The organism is Thioalkalivibrio thiocyanodenitrificans ARhD 1 (assembly GCF_000378965.1).
GTDB lineage: Bacteria > Pseudomonadota > Gammaproteobacteria > Ectothiorhodospirales > Ectothiorhodospiraceae > Thioalkalivibrio_A > Thioalkalivibrio_A thiocyanodenitrificans.
On sequence record NZ_KB900536.1, the window covers coordinates 974,569 to 995,189 of the forward strand.

General features: G+C 61.4%; 13 protein-coding genes. All 13 read right to left on the reverse strand.

Going from position 1 to position 20,621, the window contains the following annotated elements; genetic code table 11:
- Positions 1-3: 3 nt before the first annotated feature.
- Entirely contained in the window at positions 4-2,409 is a 2,406-nt protein-coding gene (locus tag THITHI_RS0104585) for a glycosyltransferase family 39 protein (protein WP_018231899.1), read from the reverse strand.
- A gap of 102 nt (positions 2,410-2,511) precedes the next feature.
- Positions 2,512-6,225 (reverse strand): glycosyltransferase family 4 protein, encoded by a 3,714-nt coding sequence (locus THITHI_RS18470; RefSeq protein ID WP_018231900.1) that lies wholly within the window; start codon positions 6,223-6,225, stop codon positions 2,512-2,514.
- Positions 6,225-7,625, reverse strand: coding sequence for an FkbM family methyltransferase (locus tag THITHI_RS0104595; protein ID WP_018231901.1), 1,401 nt, complete (start codon positions 7,623-7,625; stop codon positions 6,225-6,227). The genes THITHI_RS18470 and THITHI_RS0104595 overlap by 1 nt, the downstream gene beginning before the upstream one ends.
- Positions 7,622-8,845 carry an ABC transporter ATP-binding protein gene (locus THITHI_RS0104600; protein WP_018231902.1) on the reverse strand — a complete coding sequence of 408 codons (1,224 nt, stop codon included), beginning with the start codon at positions 8,843-8,845 and terminating at the stop codon, positions 7,622-7,624. Before THITHI_RS0104600 ends, THITHI_RS0104595 begins: the two co-directional genes overlap by 4 nt.
- A complete protein-coding gene (locus tag THITHI_RS0104605; RefSeq protein ID WP_018231903.1) occupies positions 8,845-9,639 on the reverse strand; it encodes an ABC transporter permease in 795 nt (264 codons plus the stop codon). The genes THITHI_RS0104600 and THITHI_RS0104605 overlap by 1 nt, the downstream gene beginning before the upstream one ends.
- Positions 9,636-10,307, reverse strand: coding sequence for an adenylyl-sulfate kinase (cysC, locus tag THITHI_RS0104610; protein WP_018231904.1), 672 nt, complete (start codon positions 10,305-10,307; stop codon positions 9,636-9,638). The genes THITHI_RS0104605 and cysC overlap by 4 nt, the downstream gene beginning before the upstream one ends.
- Positions 10,304-10,642, reverse strand: a complete 339-nt coding sequence (locus THITHI_RS0104615) for a DUF2304 domain-containing protein (protein ID WP_018231905.1) — start codon at positions 10,640-10,642, stop codon at positions 10,304-10,306. The genes cysC and THITHI_RS0104615 overlap by 4 nt, the downstream gene beginning before the upstream one ends.
- A 2-nt stretch (positions 10,643-10,644) precedes the next feature.
- A complete protein-coding gene (locus THITHI_RS0104620; RefSeq protein WP_018231906.1) occupies positions 10,645-12,483 on the reverse strand; it encodes a glycosyltransferase in 1,839 nt (612 codons plus the stop codon).
- Entirely contained in the window at positions 12,480-13,937 is a 1,458-nt protein-coding gene (locus THITHI_RS19720; RefSeq protein ID WP_018231907.1) for a hypothetical protein, read from the reverse strand. Before THITHI_RS19720 ends, THITHI_RS0104620 begins: the two co-directional genes overlap by 4 nt.
- A 1,067-nt stretch (positions 13,938-15,004) precedes the next feature.
- Positions 15,005-15,880: a glucose-1-phosphate thymidylyltransferase RfbA gene (gene rfbA / locus THITHI_RS0104630; RefSeq protein WP_018231908.1), complete on the reverse strand. Its 876-nt coding sequence runs from the start codon at positions 15,878-15,880 to the stop codon at positions 15,005-15,007.
- The gene (gene rfbB, locus THITHI_RS0104635) at positions 15,877-16,947 is read right to left on the reverse strand and encodes a dTDP-glucose 4,6-dehydratase (protein ID WP_018231909.1); all 1,071 of its coding nucleotides are present in this window, start codon (positions 16,945-16,947) and stop codon (positions 15,877-15,879) included. The genes rfbA and rfbB overlap by 4 nt, the downstream gene beginning before the upstream one ends.
- Before the next feature lie 744 nt (positions 16,948-17,691).
- Positions 17,692-19,494 carry an ABC transporter ATP-binding protein gene (locus THITHI_RS0104640; RefSeq protein ID WP_018231910.1) on the reverse strand — a complete coding sequence of 601 codons (1,803 nt, stop codon included), beginning with the start codon at positions 19,492-19,494 and terminating at the stop codon, positions 17,692-17,694.
- 122 nt (positions 19,495-19,616) lie between these two features.
- The gene (locus tag THITHI_RS0104645) at positions 19,617-19,994 is read right to left on the reverse strand and encodes a four helix bundle protein (protein ID WP_018231911.1); all 378 of its coding nucleotides are present in this window, start codon (positions 19,992-19,994) and stop codon (positions 19,617-19,619) included.
- Positions 19,995-20,621: the final 627 nt, after the last annotated feature.

The window sequence follows — 20,621 nt, forward strand, 5'->3', positions numbered from 1 at the left end:
GAGTCACTCAATACATTCCACCTGTATGTGAGTCAGTTCAACAATTGCCTCGGCTATTCTGAAGCGGAACTCCAAATCTCTGACCTCAGCTAAAACATTAAAATCCAGATGGACTAAGCTCCCATTGTCTGACTCTGGATCAGTAACCTGCACCAGCCGCTGCGCGATCATTGTTCCCCCTTTATCTGCAACCACATCCACTTCGCCAATGTCCGCCGTCACCGACTCCAACATCGACCCGTACCATGTCACCCTGTACTTCCCAGGAGTCGCACTGACATACGGGCCAAACTGAAGAAACCCGGGCTGTCCGATCGACGTCAGCGTGCGTCCTTTCTGATCGAGTTTACCCACACGCGTGTGAAGTAACGGATCACCCACCGCGATCGAATCTGAGTCGCACACCGCCGTTCCGGCATGGCTCAATGGTTCGACTGAAACGTAATGACAACGCGATATCAACTTCTCGGGACGTCCCCCTCGCACACTTTCCGTGTACTCTCCACACCATTTCGGCCCGCTTCCAAGCGAAATTCTCTGTGGACTGATCACTTGCCGCGCGCCACCAATTGCCCACGCCTGGTCGCCCAGTTCCTCCCTGAATACCTCAAATCCATTACTGCGAACGAGCACCGTCGGAATACCGTATACGTAGGTCAGTACGCCGGCCAGATGACCATCTCTCGTGGCGTAGACTTTGGCAGAGTCGTTTCTCTCAAGTTCGGTCGCCAATCTTTCGTACTCATACGGATAGGCAGCCAGCAGCGACGTCGACCAGAAAGGTGTCACCAGGGTCATGGTCCCCCATAGATACCAAGCCAGCGGCGCCAGTATGACCACGCCGGATACGGAAATCGGATACCCCCTGTTTACTAAGGTCTGGTGTCCAAATTGAACGGCCTTCACGGAGAACAGCACGATCAACGGGATGCAGTAACTCAGCCATCTTCTGGAGGCCCAGAAATGGTCTGGGGTGATACTTGGTCGCCATGTGTAGACAAACAAGGTAGCCAGAAACACGCCACCAATGGTCAGTATGTAAAGCCATTGCCTTTCTCTATAAAGTACCCAGACGCCTACGACCGACAAGACAAGTGCAAGTGGCGTCACATACCATCCTAGTTCGCGAACCGAGCGCAATGGGAAGTCGGCGTCGTTTGAGAAGGACAGCCCATAACGAATCACAACCCAACCTACAATCCCCGAAAGCACCAGTGGTAACGCCTTGTCCAGATAGCGGGCCAAAGTACCTCGCCACCTATCGTTACCGCGGACAATTAGAGCAATACCCGCACCAAACCCAAACACATAGTTGGCAATCACGAGTTGCTTGAGAGACCCATGTGCCCAGAGGTCAAACAAATAGGGATATGCGTGAAGATAACCATCCACTAATCCCAGGGTACTGATCCCAAGATAGGAACCGACCAAGCAGAGACCCGCTTTTTTGAGTTCCGGGCGCTTAATACAAGCGTACAGAGCGAAACCAACTATCACCAAAACAGCTATGAGTGCATCCAGTCGGTTGAACACCCCGAGCCCCAGCACAACGCCCGCAAGAAGCGCCCACCAAGCCGACTCTCTGTCGGTCGCCTTAAGAAGTAAATACACGCCCGTAAATAGGACTACGATCTGGAGAGGTTCGGTGAAGGTCGATCTGGTCACCCATACCATGGACGCATTGATCGCCAGAAGAAACGTGGCGGCCAACCCCCACCGATCTCCGACAATCCGTCGAGACACCATGAAGAAGGACCAGAGGGCAAAAAAGGCGATTACCGCATTTGTCCGAACAACGCCTTCGAGTCCCGCGACCTGGTGGCTCAACGCCCCATACGCCGGGAATAGATGCATAAACTGAGGAATAAGTGTCGAAGGACTGTCACTTAAGCCCCTGTTGTAGGCGCTGTATATCCCCGGATAGCCAAGCAGTACGGCATCACCAACGCGTTCGTGGATGTCGGCCAACCACGGAAGATCCAGGTCCAGCCCCCCGGTGTAGGAAATATGATGGGCAAATATCAGATAAAGTCCGTGGTCCCTCCACCCAAGAAGGTAATAGGTTGGGTACCAGGCATAGAGCAGCAAACACAGGACACCAAGTCCGCCAAGAACCAGCGCTGCCGGAATGGCATTCCCTGTGTTGCGGTCGGCCTTCGATTTGATCGCGAGACTTGCGCCAAACGCCGCTGCCGATAGCACCAACGTTAGGACCGATACCAGCGTCGCCGAGAAGATTCCCAGGCGTACACTCGCGAGCGCCGTTGCACCAAGCAGAAGAAAGGCCAGCGTCGCGGAGACGAATAAGCGATCCAACTCCGAAGGCCCGAATGGCGATGTGGACTCGCACTGCCGAAACGCCACCACGGCACCTGTAAAGCAAAGTGCCAACACGATTCCATTCATCATAAAGAGGCCTTATTTTCTACTTGTCTGAACGGACAATCAGGAGGTTATGGGAACCTCCCAGAGCGCCACGCAGTTGCCCTTCATTATTGTGCCCGTTTAACACTACGCCGACCGTTGGGCCGAAGCCTCCGTAAGCGTCTCTGACTCGATACTCCGCTCCAGAACGACATCGAGTAACTGTCGGGCACTCTGTTCCCAAGTCATCCATGGCATCAAATCTGATTTCGGATGGCTATCCTTCTCGTACAAAGCAAGCCACTCCTGCACTGTCCGTTCCAACACCTCCGGCGAGGTGTTATCGGGGAAATAGTATGCGTACGCCCCGGCCACCTCACGAAAAACCGGGATGTCTCGGGCGATAATCGGGGTACTGTGCTTGGCGGCCTCTATAATCGGCAATCCGAAACCTTCCGCCTCGGACGCAGCAATCAAACAGTCACTGGCAGAATAAACTTGGTCAAGATATTTGTCGCAAATACCGTCAAGCCAGAAAAGTCGTCTATCTCTTTCGGAATGATTGCGCAGACTTTCCATCAGTTTGTCGACCATCCACCCCCCCTTTCCTACAATCACCAAATTGACATCCACCCCTCTTCTCCACAGAAGATCAAACGCGGCAAGGACTTGCGCATGGCCTTTCCGGGGTTCCAGTGTCCCGACCATTACAAAAGATGGTGCTTCTCGCATTCGCCGCAAAACAACATTCGATTTATCCGTGGAAACATTTACTGTATTCATATTGAGATTGTCTGTACCAAGATGAATCCAGTCGATCCTATAGGGACAGAGGCGCTTTGTTTCTTGTTTGCAAAGCCATTCACGAAGCTCTTGCGCCACAGATTTCGAAATGCAGACGGCTCCATCAAACTGCGTTATGGCTTGGAGCCATCTTTGATAGCAGTCTTCCATATCTTTCGGAAAAAATTCCGGCCTATTCACGGCAATCAGATCATAAACCATGAAATAGATACTTACTCCCTGCTGATGAAGTTTGTGCAAGTAGTCTGTTTGCGCTGGAACGGATTGCGGCTGGAGATCTAAGCCGAAGAATATATCGCCCGGCGCGCAATCCACGAGTTCATCCGGGAGCGATGCAGGGCTCCCTCCAAAAAACTCACAGGTAAAGCGCCTCGCATATCGATATCCATGCGTCAGCGCGGCGTACACAGGCTCGATGCGGTATCCGTTTGGCGGATGGCTTAACAACTCTCTCAGCATAGTGCGCACCACACGCTGGATGCCGGTTCTGGCATCGCGCTGCACCAGTTCAGAAACATCCACCAGAAGTTGCCGGCGTGGGTAGTTCTGCTCGATCAGCGCTGTCTTGAGTTTTTCGGCACTTTCCTGCCAAGTCGACCATGGCATCGAGGTGGAGTGCGGATGCTGGCCCGCGTGGTACAGACCGAGCCATGCCTTGAGTGCCTGAGCGAAGTCATGCGGCGTTTCACCGCAGAAATAGTAAGCGTGACGACCAGCGACCTCTCGAAACACTGGTATATCGCGCGCAATGATCGGGATCCCGTGGCGTGCGGCCTCTATAAGGGAAAGACCGAATCCTTCGTCGATACTGGCTGCAACGAGGCAGGTGCTGGCTGCGTAGACTCTTTCAAGGTATTCATCGCTAATGCCCTCAAGCCAATAGAGGCGTTTTCCCTGTTCGTAATGACTGCGCAGTCGATTGGCGAGGGATTCTGTTTGCCAACCTTCCTGGCCGACAAGAACGAGATTCAGATCCGTGCCTTCTTGCCATAGCTGCTCGACAGCTTCGAGTACTTGTTGCTGCTGCTTGCGTGGTTCCAGAGTGGAGACACAAAGCAAGGTCGGTCGTTGACGCAGGGTTTCCAGGATTTTCTCGGCGCCACCTGGCAAGCCACGGGAAGGATTGGAGCCGTCGATATCACCCCCAATATGCACCCAACATGTGCGAAACGTCGGCGATCGCGGGACACCGGCTTCATTGATCCAGGTTTCGAAGGCGTCGGCTGTGGCCTTTGAAATACACACAGCGCCATCCGTACCGGCAATCAACGTCAGCCATCGTTCGTGTAGCTCTTTCGCGTTCGAGTCCTTAAACAGATCAGCCAACTTGATCGGCAGCAAGTCATAGACAAGAAACTTGACAGTCACGCCATCCTGCATGAGCTGACGGTAAAACGACGCATGTGCGAGCTGGACATGGTGCTGCATGTCCAAGCCAAAGAAGACATCGCCGCGTTGCCAGCGCACAGGGTCGTCGGATGCGTCCGTGGCATCCTGACCCAGGAAGCGCTGGGAAAATCGGCGTGCATAACGATAGCCTTCATTCTGTGTTGCGTAGATCGGCTCGACCCTGAACCCAGGGGGTGGCAATTGCAGCAGCCAATTCAGGTAACTACGAACAACGCGCTGTATACCAGTAGCAGCATCGTGCCGGCTAATCTCCGACACATCCACGAATAGTTGACGCACGGATCCGGCGGCGTGATTTTTTGCAAGGCAGTCGGCAAGTACTGGCAGTTCGTCCGCTTTGTTTCTAGAAATCTTCTCCGTCAAGTTTTCAACAAGCATTGCGCTCGCGCTCAATGCTGACCAGCCAAGTGCGTTGTGACGCTCACGTGTATCGCACACCGACTCCCATGCATTGAACGCGCGCCTGGCCGTATCATCCCATGCAAACGTTTTTGCCTGTTTCAGGCCATGCTCTCTTAGCATCGCGCGAAATACACCATCCTCCAGCACTCTCACCATCTTGGCAGCGATTGCGTCAACGTCAAACGGATCAAACAAGGCGTCATCCAGACCAATCACCTCGGGAATACTCGATGTATTTGATCCGATTACCGGGGCACCGCAAGCCATTGCTTCGAGCGCAGGGAGACCAAAACCCTCGTGCCAAGACGGGAACACGAAGAACTCGCAAAAGTTGTACAGCTTGATAAGGTCATCGTCAGATATGTATCCCGTGAAGCACACATCATCGGCTTCAAGGCCAGCAACTCGTGCTTTATGCTTGAGCTGCGCTACTTGATACTCTGGCATCATCCCCGCCAGCAGCAATTGGTATTTGCTCCGAAGTGGCTGCGGTATTTTCCCGAATGCTTGAATCAAGCGAGCCAAATTCTTCCGGTCATCAGCCCCACCGGTATAGAGAATGAAGGGTCGGGTCAAGCTGAGCTTCCGGCGGAATCCCGCGGAAATCGCTGGCTTCATGTCGAGAACACCAAAGCGTGGCTCTGTCGCCGTGGAAATATTGACCACGCTTTCTTCTGGCACACCCAAATATCGTATCGCTTCCTGACGAGATGACTCCGATATCGTCAGATATAAAGCTGCCTTCTTAGCCTCACGGAGCTTGCTTTCATAAAAGCGTGCGAACTCGGGATATGGCTTAAGATACTGGTCTGGATTCAGCAACGGGATGAGGTCATACAGCGATACACTCACCAGATAGGAGGTATTGTGACAACCGATGTTAGCGGCCGCACTGTCACTAAAGCCTTCGAAAAGGCTGCTCAGATGGACAACATCCGGCTGGAGACTTTCCAGGAATGCCTCGCGAAGAAGCTGGGCCACCTCATACCGTGATTCCCTTTCCTGTAAGCCCTTCTTTGCGGGATCAGGCGCATGCCAGACCCTTATACTCTCTTGGGGAATAAGTCCGTCAAATGCCGCCCTAATGATCTCGATTGTGTCGGGGAAGAGGCCACTCAGTGCGAGGATGACTTCGTGCTCGCCCCGGTTACGCACGACGGCCTGTGCAAACGACATCGTGTACCGGCCGATACCGCGAAAACGGCTTTCGGTTTGCGCTCCGTGCATGTCGATCACGATCCGCATCAGTGCTCTGTCCCGTGTTTCTCCAATCTTGCCTTCAGGTCCGCATGGATCCGCCGGGCCCTTGGGGGGAGTTGCTGCAAACTCTCATCCTCCCCGGTTCGGTCGGCATCTGCCTTTCCATTCACCGAAGCAAACGGCGGTGGCACGATCCGGGTCACGACCCGAGTGGCAGCGGCATGGAGCCGCGGGAACGGTCGCAGGCAGCGGTGCACACACGCGACGAGCCGCGGGTTGCCGAGGGAATGGAACACGGCCCCATGGAACCATCGTGGCGGTGTCACCGGGCCCGCCCTGCACCCGGTGAGCAACCGCATGAAATCCAGCCCGCATCTCAAGGGTGCCGTGATGCGCCAGGAGAGGCTTCTACGAAGCGCCTCTGCTTCGGCCTTCGCGCTCTGGGCACGGTCCTCGGCTGCTACAGCCTGCTCCCCCCGTTCCGTCGCAAGTGCCTCGGCCGCTACAGCCCGTTTCTCATGCTCCGTCGCAAGTGCCTCGGCTGCTACAGCCCGTTTCTCCTGCTCCGCCGCAAGTGCCTCAGCTGCTACAGCCCGTTTCTCCTGCTCCGCCGCAAGTGCCTCGGCCGCTACGGCCCGCTTCTCCTGTTCTCCCGCGGAAGCCTCAGCCGCTGCCGCCAGCCCCTCCTGCTTGGCCGCTCGGGCATCGGCGGCAGCAGCTTCTTCTTCTGCTACCCGAGTCCTTAACTCGGAGGCAAATTGCCGCGCGGGCATAAATTCGTCAAAAACGTTCGGTGGCGTTATGAAATGCGCCTTCAACTCATGATGCTCATATGCCACGTAATAGCGGTTCAGCCCGTCGAAATAGACATAATCATAATCGGCGTCACAAAGAATCGGCTCCCATTCCGCGTAATCTTCGATTTGCGTATTCGGCAATGTCGATTCGACGACGATGACCCACGGACGAATAATCGAGAGATCGAGCCCTTCGAGAACATCTTTTTCCGCCCCTTCCACGTCTATTTTCAGGAAATGGATGGGGGCCACATGAAGGCGCCGGCAGATGGATGTCAGCGTTTCAACGGGCACGGCATTTTCAAGTTTTTTATAACCACGCTCGGCTTCGTGACGCTCGGCCGTCGCCTTGTCCGTCGTCGAAAGCCCCGTATCCGGCAACTCATAGATCACGACTTCGCCCTGCTTCGCGCCCACCGCCATCTGCAGGTTGATGTCCCGAGGGCGCTGCTCCTCAAGTCGCTGGAACCACTGTGCGACGGGCTCGATGTTGATACCCTGCCAGCCACGATCATAGAAGGCCTTCGTCACCGAATCGATCTCTGGATCGTTGGCGCCAACATCGATGTAAAATCCGCTTTCGACATGCTTGAGCGCACGCCAAAGCATGACGTCTTCAAAGTTCTGGGCGTAAGAAACGAACGTCATGACATACTGATTCTGATTTCGGGATCGATCCACGCACAGCCGGCAAAGTGTGTCTTGCTGATATTCACGACATTGAACACCAAAGCGAGGTCACGCCATTCGTAATTATCAACGAGATGGGTATCCGTGCTGCACAGCGCCGTCTGGACCGAATAGCTCCCCGGTCCGAGATTGGCGGGGAAGGCGATTTCATACACGACCGTCGCTCCGGCCGAAACGCTCGACAACGCCTGGTCCCTGAGGTGGGTGTTGGTCCCGTACATTACCTGTCCAAGGCGATCCTTGATGCCGTAACCGAACACGAGGCGGTCGATGTCCCGATATACGCGAACGACGACACGCAGCGTGACCGGCGCCCCGACGTCGATGCACTCGACCCGCCGGCCCGAGGCGTCGATCAGCGCAATGTCCTCGACGGCAGCCTCGCCAGTTCCTGAAGTCGTCTGCGCCCTCCCATCCTCAAGCCGCTTCACTTCGACGGTGGCGTTCTCCTTTTCGGCGATGATGGCGTTATAGAAGTCCATCACCTCCTCCGGATTTCCGTCCCTGATGACGAAGCCGTCCTCAAGCAGAATGGCGCGGTCGCACAGGCTCTGGATAGCCAACCTGTCATGCGAAACGATCAGCAGCGTGGTGCCCTGCTTGCGGAATTGGCGGATACGGTCGAAGCTCTTGTGCTGAAAATAGGCATCACCGACGGACAGGGCCTCGTCAACGATGAGGATCCCAGGCCGCCGGGCCGTAGCGACGCTGAAGGCAAGGCGCATCTGCATGCCACTGGAATACACGCGCACCGGCTGGTCGATGTACTCGCCGATCTCGGCGAAGGCCTCGATCTCCGGCATCATGCGCTCGATTTCGGCGACGGTGAAGCCCATGATCTGGCCGGCCATGTAGACGTTCTGGCGGCCGGTGAACTCCGGATCAAAGCCCATGCCGAGTTCCAGCAGCGCGGCCATTCGGCCGTTGACGTGGACGCTGCCGGTGGTGGGCTGGGTGGTCCCGGCGATGATCTTGAGCAGGGTGCTCTTGCCGGCGCCGTTGATACCGACGATGCCCACGGCCTCCCCCGGCTCGACGGTGAAGTGAATGTCCTTCAGCACCCAGGTGAGTTCATGCCGGGGTCCGGCGAAGGGAGCCATCCATTCCACCAGGCGCGACCAGCGCGTCGGGTAGCGCTTGTAGGCCTTGGACACGTTGGTCACGGCGACACTGCCCATCAGAGTTCGTCCACCATCTCGCCGGCGCGGCGCAGGAACAAACGCACGCCCAGGGCACAGAGCACGATGCCGGCCAGTGTCACCGGCCAGAGGGACCCCCAATCCGGCGCCTGAGCGTAGACCATGATGTCCTGATAGGCAGACATGAGCGGATACATGGGATTGTAACGAAGCATCGCCTCGACCCTGTCGGGCAGGATGGCGGCGGGGTAGACGATGGGGGTAAGCCAGAACCAGAAGAAGAGGACCACGGTCACCGTCTGGCCAACGTCGCGGAAGAAGACGTTGAGAATGCCCAGGGAGACGCCCAGCCCCAGGGAAAACAGCAACTGAATGACCAGCAACGGGATCATGGCGAGCATGGCCCAGCCGGGGAACGCGCCGACCGCGACCAGGAAGACGATGAACAAGCCGAAGATCAGGACAAAGTTGACCAGGGCGTTCAGCGACAGGATCACGGGCAGGCAAAGCCGGGGGAAGCTTACCTTCTTCAGCAGGTTCGCGTTCTCGATGAACATGGTCTGGCTGCGGCTGACGATTTCGGCGAACAGGCCCCAGGTGATGATGCCGGCGCACAGGTAGATGCTGTAGGCGAACGGGCTCTCCACCCCGGGCAGCCTGGCCTGCATGATCTGGGAGAAGATGAGCGTGTAGACCACGATCATGCTCAGGGGCTGGATGATGGTCCAGGCGCCCCCCAGCATGGAGCGCCGGTACTTGGACTGGAACTCGCGCTTGACGCTGCCGAGGATGAAACCGCGGAAGTTCCAGACCGGCCTGACGATGCCGATCATGGTTCATCCCCGTCCGTACCGACAGGCGCCCGCGGGCGCGGGGTGGATGACGTCGAGGCCGGGGATCGGGAGAGGTCGATGATGGCCCGCTCGCGCAGCAAGGCGAGCACCCGATCGACGGACTCCTCGAGCGAGAGCCGGTCGGTGTCCACCACCAGTTCCGGGTTCAATGGCTCCTCGTAGGGCGCGGAGATACCCGTGAACTCCTTGATCTCACCGGTGCGGGCGCGCTCATAGTGCCCCTTCACATCGCGGGTTTCGCAGACCTCCACCGGGCAGCGGCAGTAGATCTCCAGAAAATCATTCGGCATCACCAGGCCGCGCACCCGCTGGCGGTCCGCTGCAAACGGAGAGATGAACGCGGTCAGTATGATCACGCCGGCATCGACGAAAAGCTTCGCCACTTCGCCGACACGGCGCGCGTTCTCGCTCCGATCCTCCTCCGAGAAGCCGAGATCACCGCAGAGGCCGTGCCGGACGTTGTCGCCATCCAGCACATACGTGACACAACCCTGCTCGTGCAGCTTTTCCTCAACGCCATGGGCAAGCGTGGACTTTCCCGCGCCCGACAGGCCGGTGAACCACAGCACGGCGCTGCCGTGCCCGTTGAGACGCCGGCGATCTTCGCGCCTGACGGTGGCATGATGCCAGACCAGGTTATTCGTCATCCCTCATCCCGCGTCTTTCTTTCATAAAGCGCCAGTTGCTGGTTGAGCCTGCGCAACCGGCGTTCGTTGCGTGTGTTCGCGATGTCCGCCAGCAACGATTTTACGAACAGCACGATGACGGCGCCCAGCAGCAGGAACGCGGGCGGATAGGCGACACCGAAAAGGCCGGCGATCCGGTCGATCAGGCCCGGCACGGCGCCGAAGATCACGGCGATGGCGGCGACGGCAATCCAGAAGACGCCGTGACTGAGACGCAGGTGGTCGCGCCGGATGAGCACCAGTATGGTGGCCGCCAGGCCAACTCCCAGGATCGTCGTTGTCACGGTCAGTTGCATGGTCACCTTCCGTAGTGCTTCGGATGCCACCGGGCGCAGCACAGCAAGGTGCTTTCGGCCATGTAGCGGGCCACCCGCCACCAGTTGGCAAAGACACGCGAGTGACCGTTGGCGCGCTCGTTCATCTCGACCGGCACCTCCGTGATCTTCAGGCCGTTGGCCCGCAACAGCAGCAGCACGCCCACATCCTGGTAGTCGAAGAGCGTCGCCTCGACCCCCGTGAGCACTTCGCATGCCGCGCTATTGTAACAGCGAAAACCCGAGGTGATGTCCTCGATGCCGAAGCCCGTGATGAACCGGAAATAGCCCCAGGCGATCTTGCGCAGCCGGCTGCCGCGCCCGGTGCAGGCCCCGATGACCACATCGCTGCCCCTGGCGGCTTGCAGCAGATCCCGGACATGTGCCGGTTCGTGCTGGCCGTCCGCGTCAAGCGTGACCACCTGGCGAAAGCCCCGGCGCAGCGCATAGCGGATGCCGGTCTGGGTGGCCCCCCAGGCACCGAGGGGAAGCGTGGCCGATAGGACAACGGCGCCGGCGCGGGATGCGCACTGCGCCGTGTCGTCGCGGCTCTGATCATCAATTACGACGATGTGCTTCCAGCCCTCGGCACGCAACGCTTCGACTACCGCGCCAATGGTCTCTGCCTCGTCACGGGCGGGAATGACCATCATCGGCTGCTCGGGCGGCGCGTCCGCGGGAATGGCCAAATCCATCCCGGCGTACAGATCCCGGACGGCGTGCTCGCAGGTGCGGATATCGAAACGCGAGAACGCGGCTTTCCGGCCGGCGCGGCCCATGGCCCGCGCCCGGTCGGGCTCGCTGCCCATGGCGGCGATGGCGTCGCGCCAGGCGGGGATATCGTCGGGCGGGACCGTTCGGCCGGCACCGGAGCTTTCCACCAGCCAGGGCAGCCCGGACCCGGGCAGGTCGCTCACCAGGCAGGGCCGTGCATAACGCATGGCCTCCAGGACGGCCAGCCCGAAGGCCTCCGTGCGCACGCGCGAGGCCAGGCAGAAGACGTCACATGCCGCCAGCATGGCCCATTTCTCCGCCCCGGACGCGGCGCCGGCGAGGGTCACCCGAGGCGACTGGCCCGCGGGCGTGGTGTCGGCGATGAGCCGTTCCAGTTCGGCCCGTGACTCGCCCTCCCCCACGATGACGAGATGGACACCGTTCATTCCGGCCACGGCGCGCACCAGGGTCTCGTAACCCTTGTAATGGGAGAGCCGGCCGATGGACAGCAGGCGCAGAACACCCGGCGGCCAGAGGTCCGGGGGGGCGGGCCCGGGGTCATCGGGCAACCGGTGCAGATCCAGGCCCAGCGGAATCACCGCGCAAGCATCGCGCCAGCCGGCCAGGGGTTCGGATGCCTTCAGGTAGGGCGGTGACGTCACGATGATGCGGTCCGCGTGCTCCAGAACAGCCTGCTCGAACGGACGGTAGACACGATAGGCCGCGTTCACGGCGCCATGGTCTCGCGGCCCCACGACATCGGAGTGCCAGTGCACCACCCACGGGAGGTCCCGCGCGGCCGCGAGGGAGAGTGCCCAGAGCGCCGACGGGTTGGGCAGGTGCAGGTGCAGGAGATCCGGCCGGAAGCGGCGGATCGCGGCGGACAGCGCCCCGCGAAAGCCCGGCGCAAGCGGCGTGTAGAGCAGCGAGCCCTTCACGGGTACACGGATGAGCCAGTCCGGATCGTCCGGCAACGGGGTGCCGTGCACCAATGCCGCGGCGTCGACACCCCCGGCACGCTGGGCGCGGACCAGGTCGGCGAGAAACCTCTCCATGCCGCCATGGGCCGGCGGGAAGAACTTCCCGATATGGAGCACGGAAGCCGTCATGCGCTCACGCCGGCATGGCCGGGCCGCGCGGACAGGTCGGTGCGGTTGCGCATGTATTCGATCACCAGCCATGTGTGCACAACGAACACGGCACTCCAGTGCAGCAGCAGGCGATTGGTGGCGGTGAAGTCGGCGCTCCAGGCGCCGGCCTCCGAGTAGAAGAACATCACATAGAACACGGCGACGGCGGGAATCAGTACCGCGGAGGTGGCCCGGATCAGGCGGTCATGCCGCCCGAGATACACGCCGGCGATCAGCGCAATCGCGGCGACGAACCAAAGCAGGTGCCAGTTCGCCAGGGCGAACATATTGAGGACCAGCGGCCGCCACGCACCCGGCATGACCTCCCAGGCGAAGGTGCCGACCAGCGGCACATGCAGCAGTCCGTCCCGCAGCCCGATCGCACCCGGGTCCATCGGCAGAGGCAGATAGAGATTGAATCCCAGCGAGACCCACGCCAGCACGGCGACCCCCATCAACGCGGCCACCATCAGCCAACGGCCGGAAACCACCCACACGACGGCGAGCGGCAACAGGCACAAAAACCACAGCATGCCCTCCAGCTTGACGAACGGTAACGCCAGGGCCGCCGGCAGCACGACCCAAGCGAGGCGATGCTGCCCGGTATGGATCCATAACAGGGCGCCCATGACGGCCAGCCCCAGAATGACCGTGATCCACAGATCCGCATAGCCCGCCAGGGCGGCGTGCGTGGAGAGCATCGGCAACGAGCCGAGCACATAGGCGACCGCGACCCCGGCCACCCACGAGCCGCTCAGCCGGACGACGGTGCCATAGGCGCCGGCGAGCAGCGCGAACCAGCACAGCAGCCAGGGCAACCCGACGGCGAGGTCGGATTTCACGCCGGTGGCCAGCAGGCCCCAGGTGGCCGCCAGGGAAACAAAGGCGGGGTAGTGCCAGGCGGCGAGCTGCCAGGTTTCGGGAGGCTGCAGGTGGGGCTGCGCGGCCGGGGCGACGAACTCCACAAGCTCTCCTTGCTCGAACCACAGCAGGGCACGATAGATCCAGGTGGTCCACGCGTCCCAGGGATACGTGGGCAGACGCACCACTTCATGGATCAGGCTGCCGAAACGCAATGCGAGGAGCATCAGCAGCAGACCCGCGAGAAGGGCATACCAGCGGCCCGCCGATACCCGCGACACGGCGGGCACGGCGGACGCCGGACTGCGTCCGGCAAGCCGGAGCCTGACCACCGTGCCCGCGGCGACCAGCAGGGAGAGCAGCAGGCCAGGAGCGATACTCAACGGATAGCCGGCCGCGTCGATCACCACCAGGGTCGCGGTCATGGCCAGCGCACTGAGCGGGAATCCGAAAGCGACGGCGAGCGGCAGGCTGCCCCTTTCCCGGGACGGATGAAACACAAGCGCGTAGACGAGCAGCGAGAACGCCAGCCACGGAAGACCGAAGGCGGGCACCAGGTACAGTTCCGTCATCGCTCGTATCCGGTCAAGACGTGTTCCGTGCGCATGAATCTCCCTGACCGTCAGTGCGTTACATCTTGCGTTACATCTAATGACAGCGTGACGTTGAACTGCATGAGGCGGGGCGTGCACAGCTATCCCCAAAAACACGCCAAACACAAGGAATCAAGTCACGAATTACGCAATTCTCAGGTTCCTCGACGTTTCCGGTGGTTTCGATCATCACAGCGGATCCAGGAACATCCGCGCGATGATCTACACCCCCTGTAGGAGCCCACTCCCGTGGGCGATCCTGCCCCAGGCCAAACCCCTTTCGCCCGGGGGACCGGGCTCCTACACGCGTGTGCCCTGATCCCCCTGTTGTAGGAGCCCAGTCCCCTGGGCGATCCTGCCCAAACCAAACCCCTTTCGCCCGGAGGACCGGGCTCCTACACGCGTGTGCCTTGATCCCCGCCCTGTAGGAGCCCACTCCCGTGGGCGATCCCGCCCAGGCCAAACCCCTTTCGCCCGGAGGACCGGGCTCCTACACGCGTGTGCCTTGATCCACCTGTAGGAGCCCACTCCCCTGGGCGATCCTGTCCAGGCCAAACCCCGGTCCTCCGGGCGAACCGGTCATTGCCGATAAAGGCTTACCATTCGAGACGTCGAAGGACCAATTTCTATGTGCCTGGCGGAGTGGGAACCGTCATCCGCCGGATCGTGCTCGCCGCTTCCGATGCCGGATTGTGTTCACCGCCAATGATGATGCTGATCAGGTAATCAGTGCTTTGGCGGATGTTTTTGTTCGAACGCCCTGCCGGGGATTAGACCCATGTCCATTTCAGGGATCAACACTTGACCTGGACGGACGGCTTAACTGGTGTGGTCAATGGTCAGTTGTCAGTTGTCAGTTGTCAGTGATTGAAGCGTAGTCGGTCGCGGATGGGTGAGTGCCCGGATCGGGGATGATGCCGTAATCATTCCACGCCGGAACGACAACTGACGTCGTACGGGAGCTGTCAGTTGTCAGTTGTCCGTTGTTGGTCGTTCTTTAACCACTGACAACGGACAACTGACAACTGACAATTAAAAATCCCCAACTAAAAAACCCTTTCGGTCAACAGACGCAGGAGGTACTGTCCGTAGCCGTTCTTGCTCAGGGGCTCGGCCAGTTGTTCGAGCTGCTCGGGGGTGATGTAGCGCATGCGGTAGGCGATCTCTTCCGGGCAGGCGATCTTGAGGCCCTGGCGGGTTTCGATGGTTTCGATGAACGTGGCGGCTTCGAGCAGGGAGTCGTGGGTGCCGGTGTCGAGCCAGGCCATGCCGCGGCCCATGATCTCGACGTTGAGCCGGCCTTCACTGAGGTACTGCTTGTTGACGTCGGTGATCTCCAGTTCACCGCGGGCGGACGGCTTGAGGGACCGGGCGATGTCCACCACCCGGTTGTCGTAGAAGTACAGGCCGGTCACGGCGTATCGGGACTTGGGGTTGGCCGGTTTCTCTTCGAGGCTGAGGACCTGGCCGTCGCGGTCGAATTCCACGACGCCGTAGCGCTCCGGGTCCTTCACGGGATAGGCGAACACGGTGCCTCCCCCGGGGTTGCCGGCGGCGCGCTGGAGCTGCGGGGCGAAGTCGTGGCCGTGGAAGATGTTGTCGCCCAGGATCAGCGCGCAGTCGTCACCGCCGATGAATTCGTTGCCGATCAGGAAGGCCTGCGCGAGGCCGTCGGGCGAGGGCTGCACGGCATAACGGATACTGATGCCCCACTGGCTGCCATCACCGAGGAGCTGCTCGAAGCGCGGCGTATCCTGCGGCGTGGAGATCAGCAGGATATCGCGGATGCCCGCAAGCATCAGGGTACCGAGGGGGTAGTACACCATCGGCTTGTCGTAGACCGGCAGCAGCTGCTTCGAGACCACCTGGGTCACGGGATACAGCCTCGTGCCGGAACCGCCCGCCAGGATGATGCCCTTCATGAGGCACCTTCCGCGAGGCCGATGCGCTCGAGGCGGTAGCTGCCGTCGAGCACCCGGCGCCACCATTCGGGGTTCTCCAGGTACCATTGCACCGTCTTGCGCAGGCCGCTCTCGAAGGTCTCCTCCGGGGTCCAGCCAAGCTCTTTTTCGATCTTCGCCGCGTCGATGGCATAGCGCCGGTCGTGCCCGGGGCGGTCCTTCACGAAGGTGATCAGCGACTTGTGCGGGCGATGCGGGGATTCGGGCAGCAGCTCGTCGAGCAGTTCGCACAGGGTGGTGACCACCTCCATGTTGGTGCACTCGTTGTGTCCGCCCACGTTGTAGGTCTCGCCCGGGCGGCCCTGCTCCAGGATACGGACCAGGGCACGCACGTGGTCGTCCACGTAGAGCCAGTCGCGCACGTTGGTGCCGTCTCCGTAGATGGGCAGGGGCTTGCCGTCCAGGGCATTGAGGATCATGTGCGGAATGAGCTTCTCGGGGAACTGGCAGGGGCCGTAGTTGTTGGAGCAGTTGCTGGTGACCACGGGCAGGCCGTAGGTATGGTGCCAGGCGCGCACCAGGTGGTCGGAGGCCGCCTTGCTGGCGGCGTAGGGGGAGTTGGGCTGGTACGGCGTCTCCTCGGTGAACAACCCGGTCGTGCCGAGGCTGCCGTACACCTCGTCGGTGGAGACGTGGTGAAAGCGAAACGCCGCCCGCGCCTCGCCTTCCAGCCCGATCCACCAGGCGCGGGCCGCCTCCAGGAGTGTGCTGGTGCCGACGATGTTGGTGTCGATGAACTCGGCGGGCCCCTCGATGGAGCGATCCACGTGGGATTCCGCCGCCAGGTGCATGACGGCGGCGGGCCGGTGCTCCCCGAACACCCTGTCCAGCGCCCGGCGGTCCCGGATGTCCACCTGCTCGAAGGCGTAGCGCGCGGACCCGGCGGCCCCGGCCACCGAATCCGGGTTGCCCGCATAGGTGAGCCGGTCCAGGTTTACGACCCGGTAATCGGTGTGGTGAATGAGGTGACGGATGACTGCCGAGCCGATGAACCCGGCTCCGCCGGTGACGATGAGCGTTTTTGACACTGGTGAGCTGCCCGTTGTTCTTCTGCAAGAAGACGCGTGGTTCCGTAGGGCGGATCAGCGAAGTCCATCCGCCGACCCTTGCCGCTGGCATGCCGGATGCGGCTGCGCCTTATCCGGCCTACGAGGTCCGCGGGACCGCCCGCCAGTTACGGCCGATCCATGCGGAGAACCGGCATCGTGGATGCCTGTCCCGGAAAACCAAAAGGGAATTAAGCCCTTGCTGGCGGCGCGGGTCAAGACTTGACTTTGCATTCCCGCCCCGCAAAAGCGGGGAACCGCCGGATCCGAAATCGGGACCGTTCACCCAGGTGGCTTGGGGCCCCTGAGGATGTCCGGTAGGAGCCCGGTCCCCCGGGCGATGGCCGGGCCGTGGAACGCCCGTTGTAGGAGCCCGGTCCCCCGGGCGATGGCCGGGCCGTGGAACGCCCGTTGTAGGAGCCCGGTCCCCCGGGCGATGGCCGGGCCGTGGAACGCCCGTTGTAGGAGCCCGGTCCTCCGGGCGATGGCCGGGCCGTGGAATGCCCGTTGTAGGAGCCCGGTCCTCCGGGCGATGGCCGGCCCCGGGGATGATCGCCCACGGGAGTGGGCTCCTACAAGGGGGGCATCCGGGTGCCGTCGGCGCCTTCCGGGCGATAGGCCGGGGCGCGGAATACCCGTTGTAGGAGCCCGGTCCTCCGGGCGATGGCCGGCCCCGGAAGCGATCGCCCACGGGAGTGGGCTCCTACAGGGGGTGGGTGTTTGCGGCTAACGGACCGCGGCCATGGCGCGGAAGCGCTCGCTGGATTCGATCAGTTCGTCGTAGCTGCCCTGCCCGATGACCCGCCCCTTGTCCAGGAGATAGATGCGATCGCACTCCCGCACGGTGCTGAGCCGGTGGGCGATGAGGATGATGGTCTTCCTGCGGCCCAGGTTGTGCACGGCCTCCATGACCGCAAACTCGGTCAGGTTGTCCAGGGCGCTGGTGGCCTCGTCCATGATCAGCACCTGGGGGTCCCGGTACAGCGCCCGGGCAATGCCGATGCGCTGGCACTGCCCGCCGGACAACCGGATACCGCGCTCCCCGATGCGGGTTTCGTATCCGTCGGGCAGTTCGGACACCACGAAATCGTGCAGATTGGCGACGCGGGCCGCCTGTTCGACGGCGGACAGGTCGATCTCGTCGTGCGCCCGTCCGAAGGCGATGTTCGCGGCCACGGTGTCGTCGGCCAGGTAGATGCGCTGGGGCACGTACCCCAGGTTGCGCTGCCAGGCACGGAGGTTGTCCGCGCCCAGCGGCTCATCGTCCACCAGCACACGCCCGGTCCGGGGCCGCAGCAGGCCGAGGATCACGTCGACGGCGGTGGTCTTGCCGGACCCGGTGGCGCCCACCAGTCCGACGGTATGCTGCGCGGGGATCTCCAGGCCGAGATCCCGCAGCACGGGGCTGTCGGCCCCCGGGTAGGTGTAGGTCACTCCCTCCAGGCGCACCGCACGGTGCACCCGCAGCGGTTCCGCGCCCTCCCCGTCCCCGGCGGCGCCCGGCCCGGGTGCCAGCCCGGTGAGATCCCGGTGCAATGCCTCTACGGCGGCCTCGGCAAACCTCAGGTTCGCGAGGTCTCCGTAGACCGTCTGCAGCGCGGGAATAAGCCGGTATCCCGCGAAGGCGTACAGGGCGATGACGGGCAGGGCCTGCTGCAGGCCGCCCTCCCCCGCCATCAGGTACAGCACGACCGCCAGCATGCCGCCGAAAACCACCACCTCGAGACCGAACCGGGGGACCCGGCGGGCCACCTGGGCCGCCGCCTGGCGCGTCGCGAACCGCCTTGCCGGGCGCTGGAAGCGTGCCAGCATCCGGCCTTCCGTTCCCGAAAGCTTGATCTCCTTCACCCCGCCGAAGGTCTCCTGGACCACCCGGAACCGCTCCTGGTTGGCCTTGACCCGGTCCGCGCCCAGGTGGCCCAGATAGCGGCGCAGGAGCATGTAGATCGCGACATAGGCGCCACCGAGCCCCAGGGCCACCACGGTGGCCAGCCCGGGGTCCACCACCACCAGCAGCATGAGAATGGCCAGGACCACGGTGCCGTGGGCGATGACGTGCAGCATCGGCATCAGCCCCCCCTGCACCACCTGACCGACCTCCGACAGCACCATCTTGCCGAGATCGGCGCTGTGGCGATCCAGGTACCATTCATAGGGCTGATTGAGGTACCCGGCCGTCAGCCGCATGCTGAGGGCGTACTCACGCATGTTGGCGTAGCGCGCGATGGCGTAGTGCGTCAGCGCCTTGAACAGGGTGGAGACCACGAAGAAGACGAATACGAGTACGCCCAGAAAGAAGAGGAACCGCTCCGGGTCCCGGAAGCCGAGCAGTTCATACGCCGCGGACAGATAGGCGTTGGTGTGCACCAGCTCCATGTTGGCCAGGACGGCCAGGAACGGCAGGATGGAGGCCACGCCCAGCACCTCCAGGAACGCCATCATGAGGATCATCCCCAACAGCAGATAGCCCCGGCGCCGCTCGGCGGGGGTCAGCAGGTCAAGGATGCGTCGCGGTGTGGTCAGGGGCACGGGGGAGTTGGTGAGTTGTCAGTTGTTTATTGTCAATTGTCAGTCGTCCGTAGTCAGTTGTACAAGAGCCCTTTGACATGCTGCGGGGGCCGATTTCGCTCCTGACAACGGACAACTGACCATCACCCACCACCAACCTTATCTGTCCCTATGGAGTTCAGGTATGCGTTGAGTCTGGGGGCCAGTTCGTCGATGGTGGCTTTCAGGGGCTCGATATCCCGATCCGGGAGCAATTTACGTTTATAGGCCCGGCGCAGCCAGTGCTGGACTTCGGTGAGGGAACCCCGGGCGATGCGAATGAAACGGCGGTTATCCTGATATGTGCCCCTGGCACTGCCTTCGGCGATGTTGGCGCCGACGCTGTCGGCCGCCTTCACGAGTTGCTTGCCTACAGTCTCCCTGGGAAACGGGTCCCACCCGGATACGATCTCCCAGATCGCGTCGGCCAGGCGTTCGGACAGTCCATAGACATGAAGATTCTGAAAATTCGGCCTTCCCATGGCAATCTCCCGTGCTTTAGTCCGTGGCCGTTGCATTTAACAACGGACAACGGACCACTGACAACGGACCAAAAAAAACCCCGGACCCTTGCGGGTGCCGGGGCGGGCCAATCCGTGGCCAGTCTATGGTGATTGCAGCGTTCCATACGCGATCCGTCGAATCCATTCCCGGAGCATCCGTGCCCCGGCACTGCCCGGAAATCCCTTTCCCGGATCGCGGCACTATGATCCCGGCTGGGCTGTTGACACGTAAACCCTCGATCCACGGCGCTTTTGTAGGATTCGGCCCCAACGCTCGTAGGACCGGCCCGATCGGGAGGCTATCCGTCGTCAGATGCAACCGCCAACGGGCAGGGCGTACAGATCGCGCGCGGATTGTGCCGCCCCGTAGGAGCCCGTTCCTCCGGGCGATGGCTGGCCCCGGAAGCGATCGCCCACGGGAGTGGGCTCCTACAGGGGGGCGTCCAAGTGTCATCGGAGCCTTCCGGGCGAAAGGCCGGGGCGTGGAATACCCGTTGTAGGAGCCCGGTCCCCCGGGCGATGGCTGGCCCCGGGGATGATCGCCCACGGGAGTGGGCTCCTACAGGGGGGCGTCCAGGTGTCGTCGGAGCCTTCCGGGCGAAAGGC

Coding starts and splice junctions, on each gene's coding strand:
- THITHI_RS0104585 (WP_018231899.1), bottom strand. CDS start 2,409: ATGATGAATGGAATCGTGTTGGCACTTTGCTTTACAGGTGCCGTGGTG.
- THITHI_RS18470 (WP_018231900.1), bottom strand. CDS start 6,225: ATGCGGATCGTGATCGACATGCACGGAGCGCAAACCGAAAGCCGTTTT.
- THITHI_RS0104595 (WP_018231901.1), bottom strand. CDS start 7,625: ATGACGTTCGTTTCTTACGCCCAGAACTTTGAAGACGTCATGCTTTGG.
- THITHI_RS0104600 (WP_018231902.1), bottom strand. CDS start 8,845: ATGGGCAGTGTCGCCGTGACCAACGTGTCCAAGGCCTACAAGCGCTAC.
- THITHI_RS0104605 (WP_018231903.1), bottom strand. CDS start 9,639: ATGATCGGCATCGTCAGGCCGGTCTGGAACTTCCGCGGTTTCATCCTC.
- cysC (WP_018231904.1), bottom strand. CDS start 10,307: ATGACGAATAACCTGGTCTGGCATCATGCCACCGTCAGGCGCGAAGAT.
- THITHI_RS0104615 (WP_018231905.1), bottom strand. CDS start 10,642: ATGCAACTGACCGTGACAACGACGATCCTGGGAGTTGGCCTGGCGGCC.
- THITHI_RS0104620 (WP_018231906.1), bottom strand. CDS start 12,483: ATGACGGCTTCCGTGCTCCATATCGGGAAGTTCTTCCCGCCGGCCCAT.
- THITHI_RS19720 (WP_018231907.1), bottom strand. CDS start 13,937: ATGACGGAACTGTACCTGGTGCCCGCCTTCGGTCTTCCGTGGCTGGCG.
- rfbA (WP_018231908.1), bottom strand. CDS start 15,880: ATGAAGGGCATCATCCTGGCGGGCGGTTCCGGCACGAGGCTGTATCCC.
- THITHI_RS0104645 (WP_018231911.1), bottom strand. CDS start 19,994: ATGGGAAGGCCGAATTTTCAGAATCTTCATGTCTATGGACTGTCCGAA.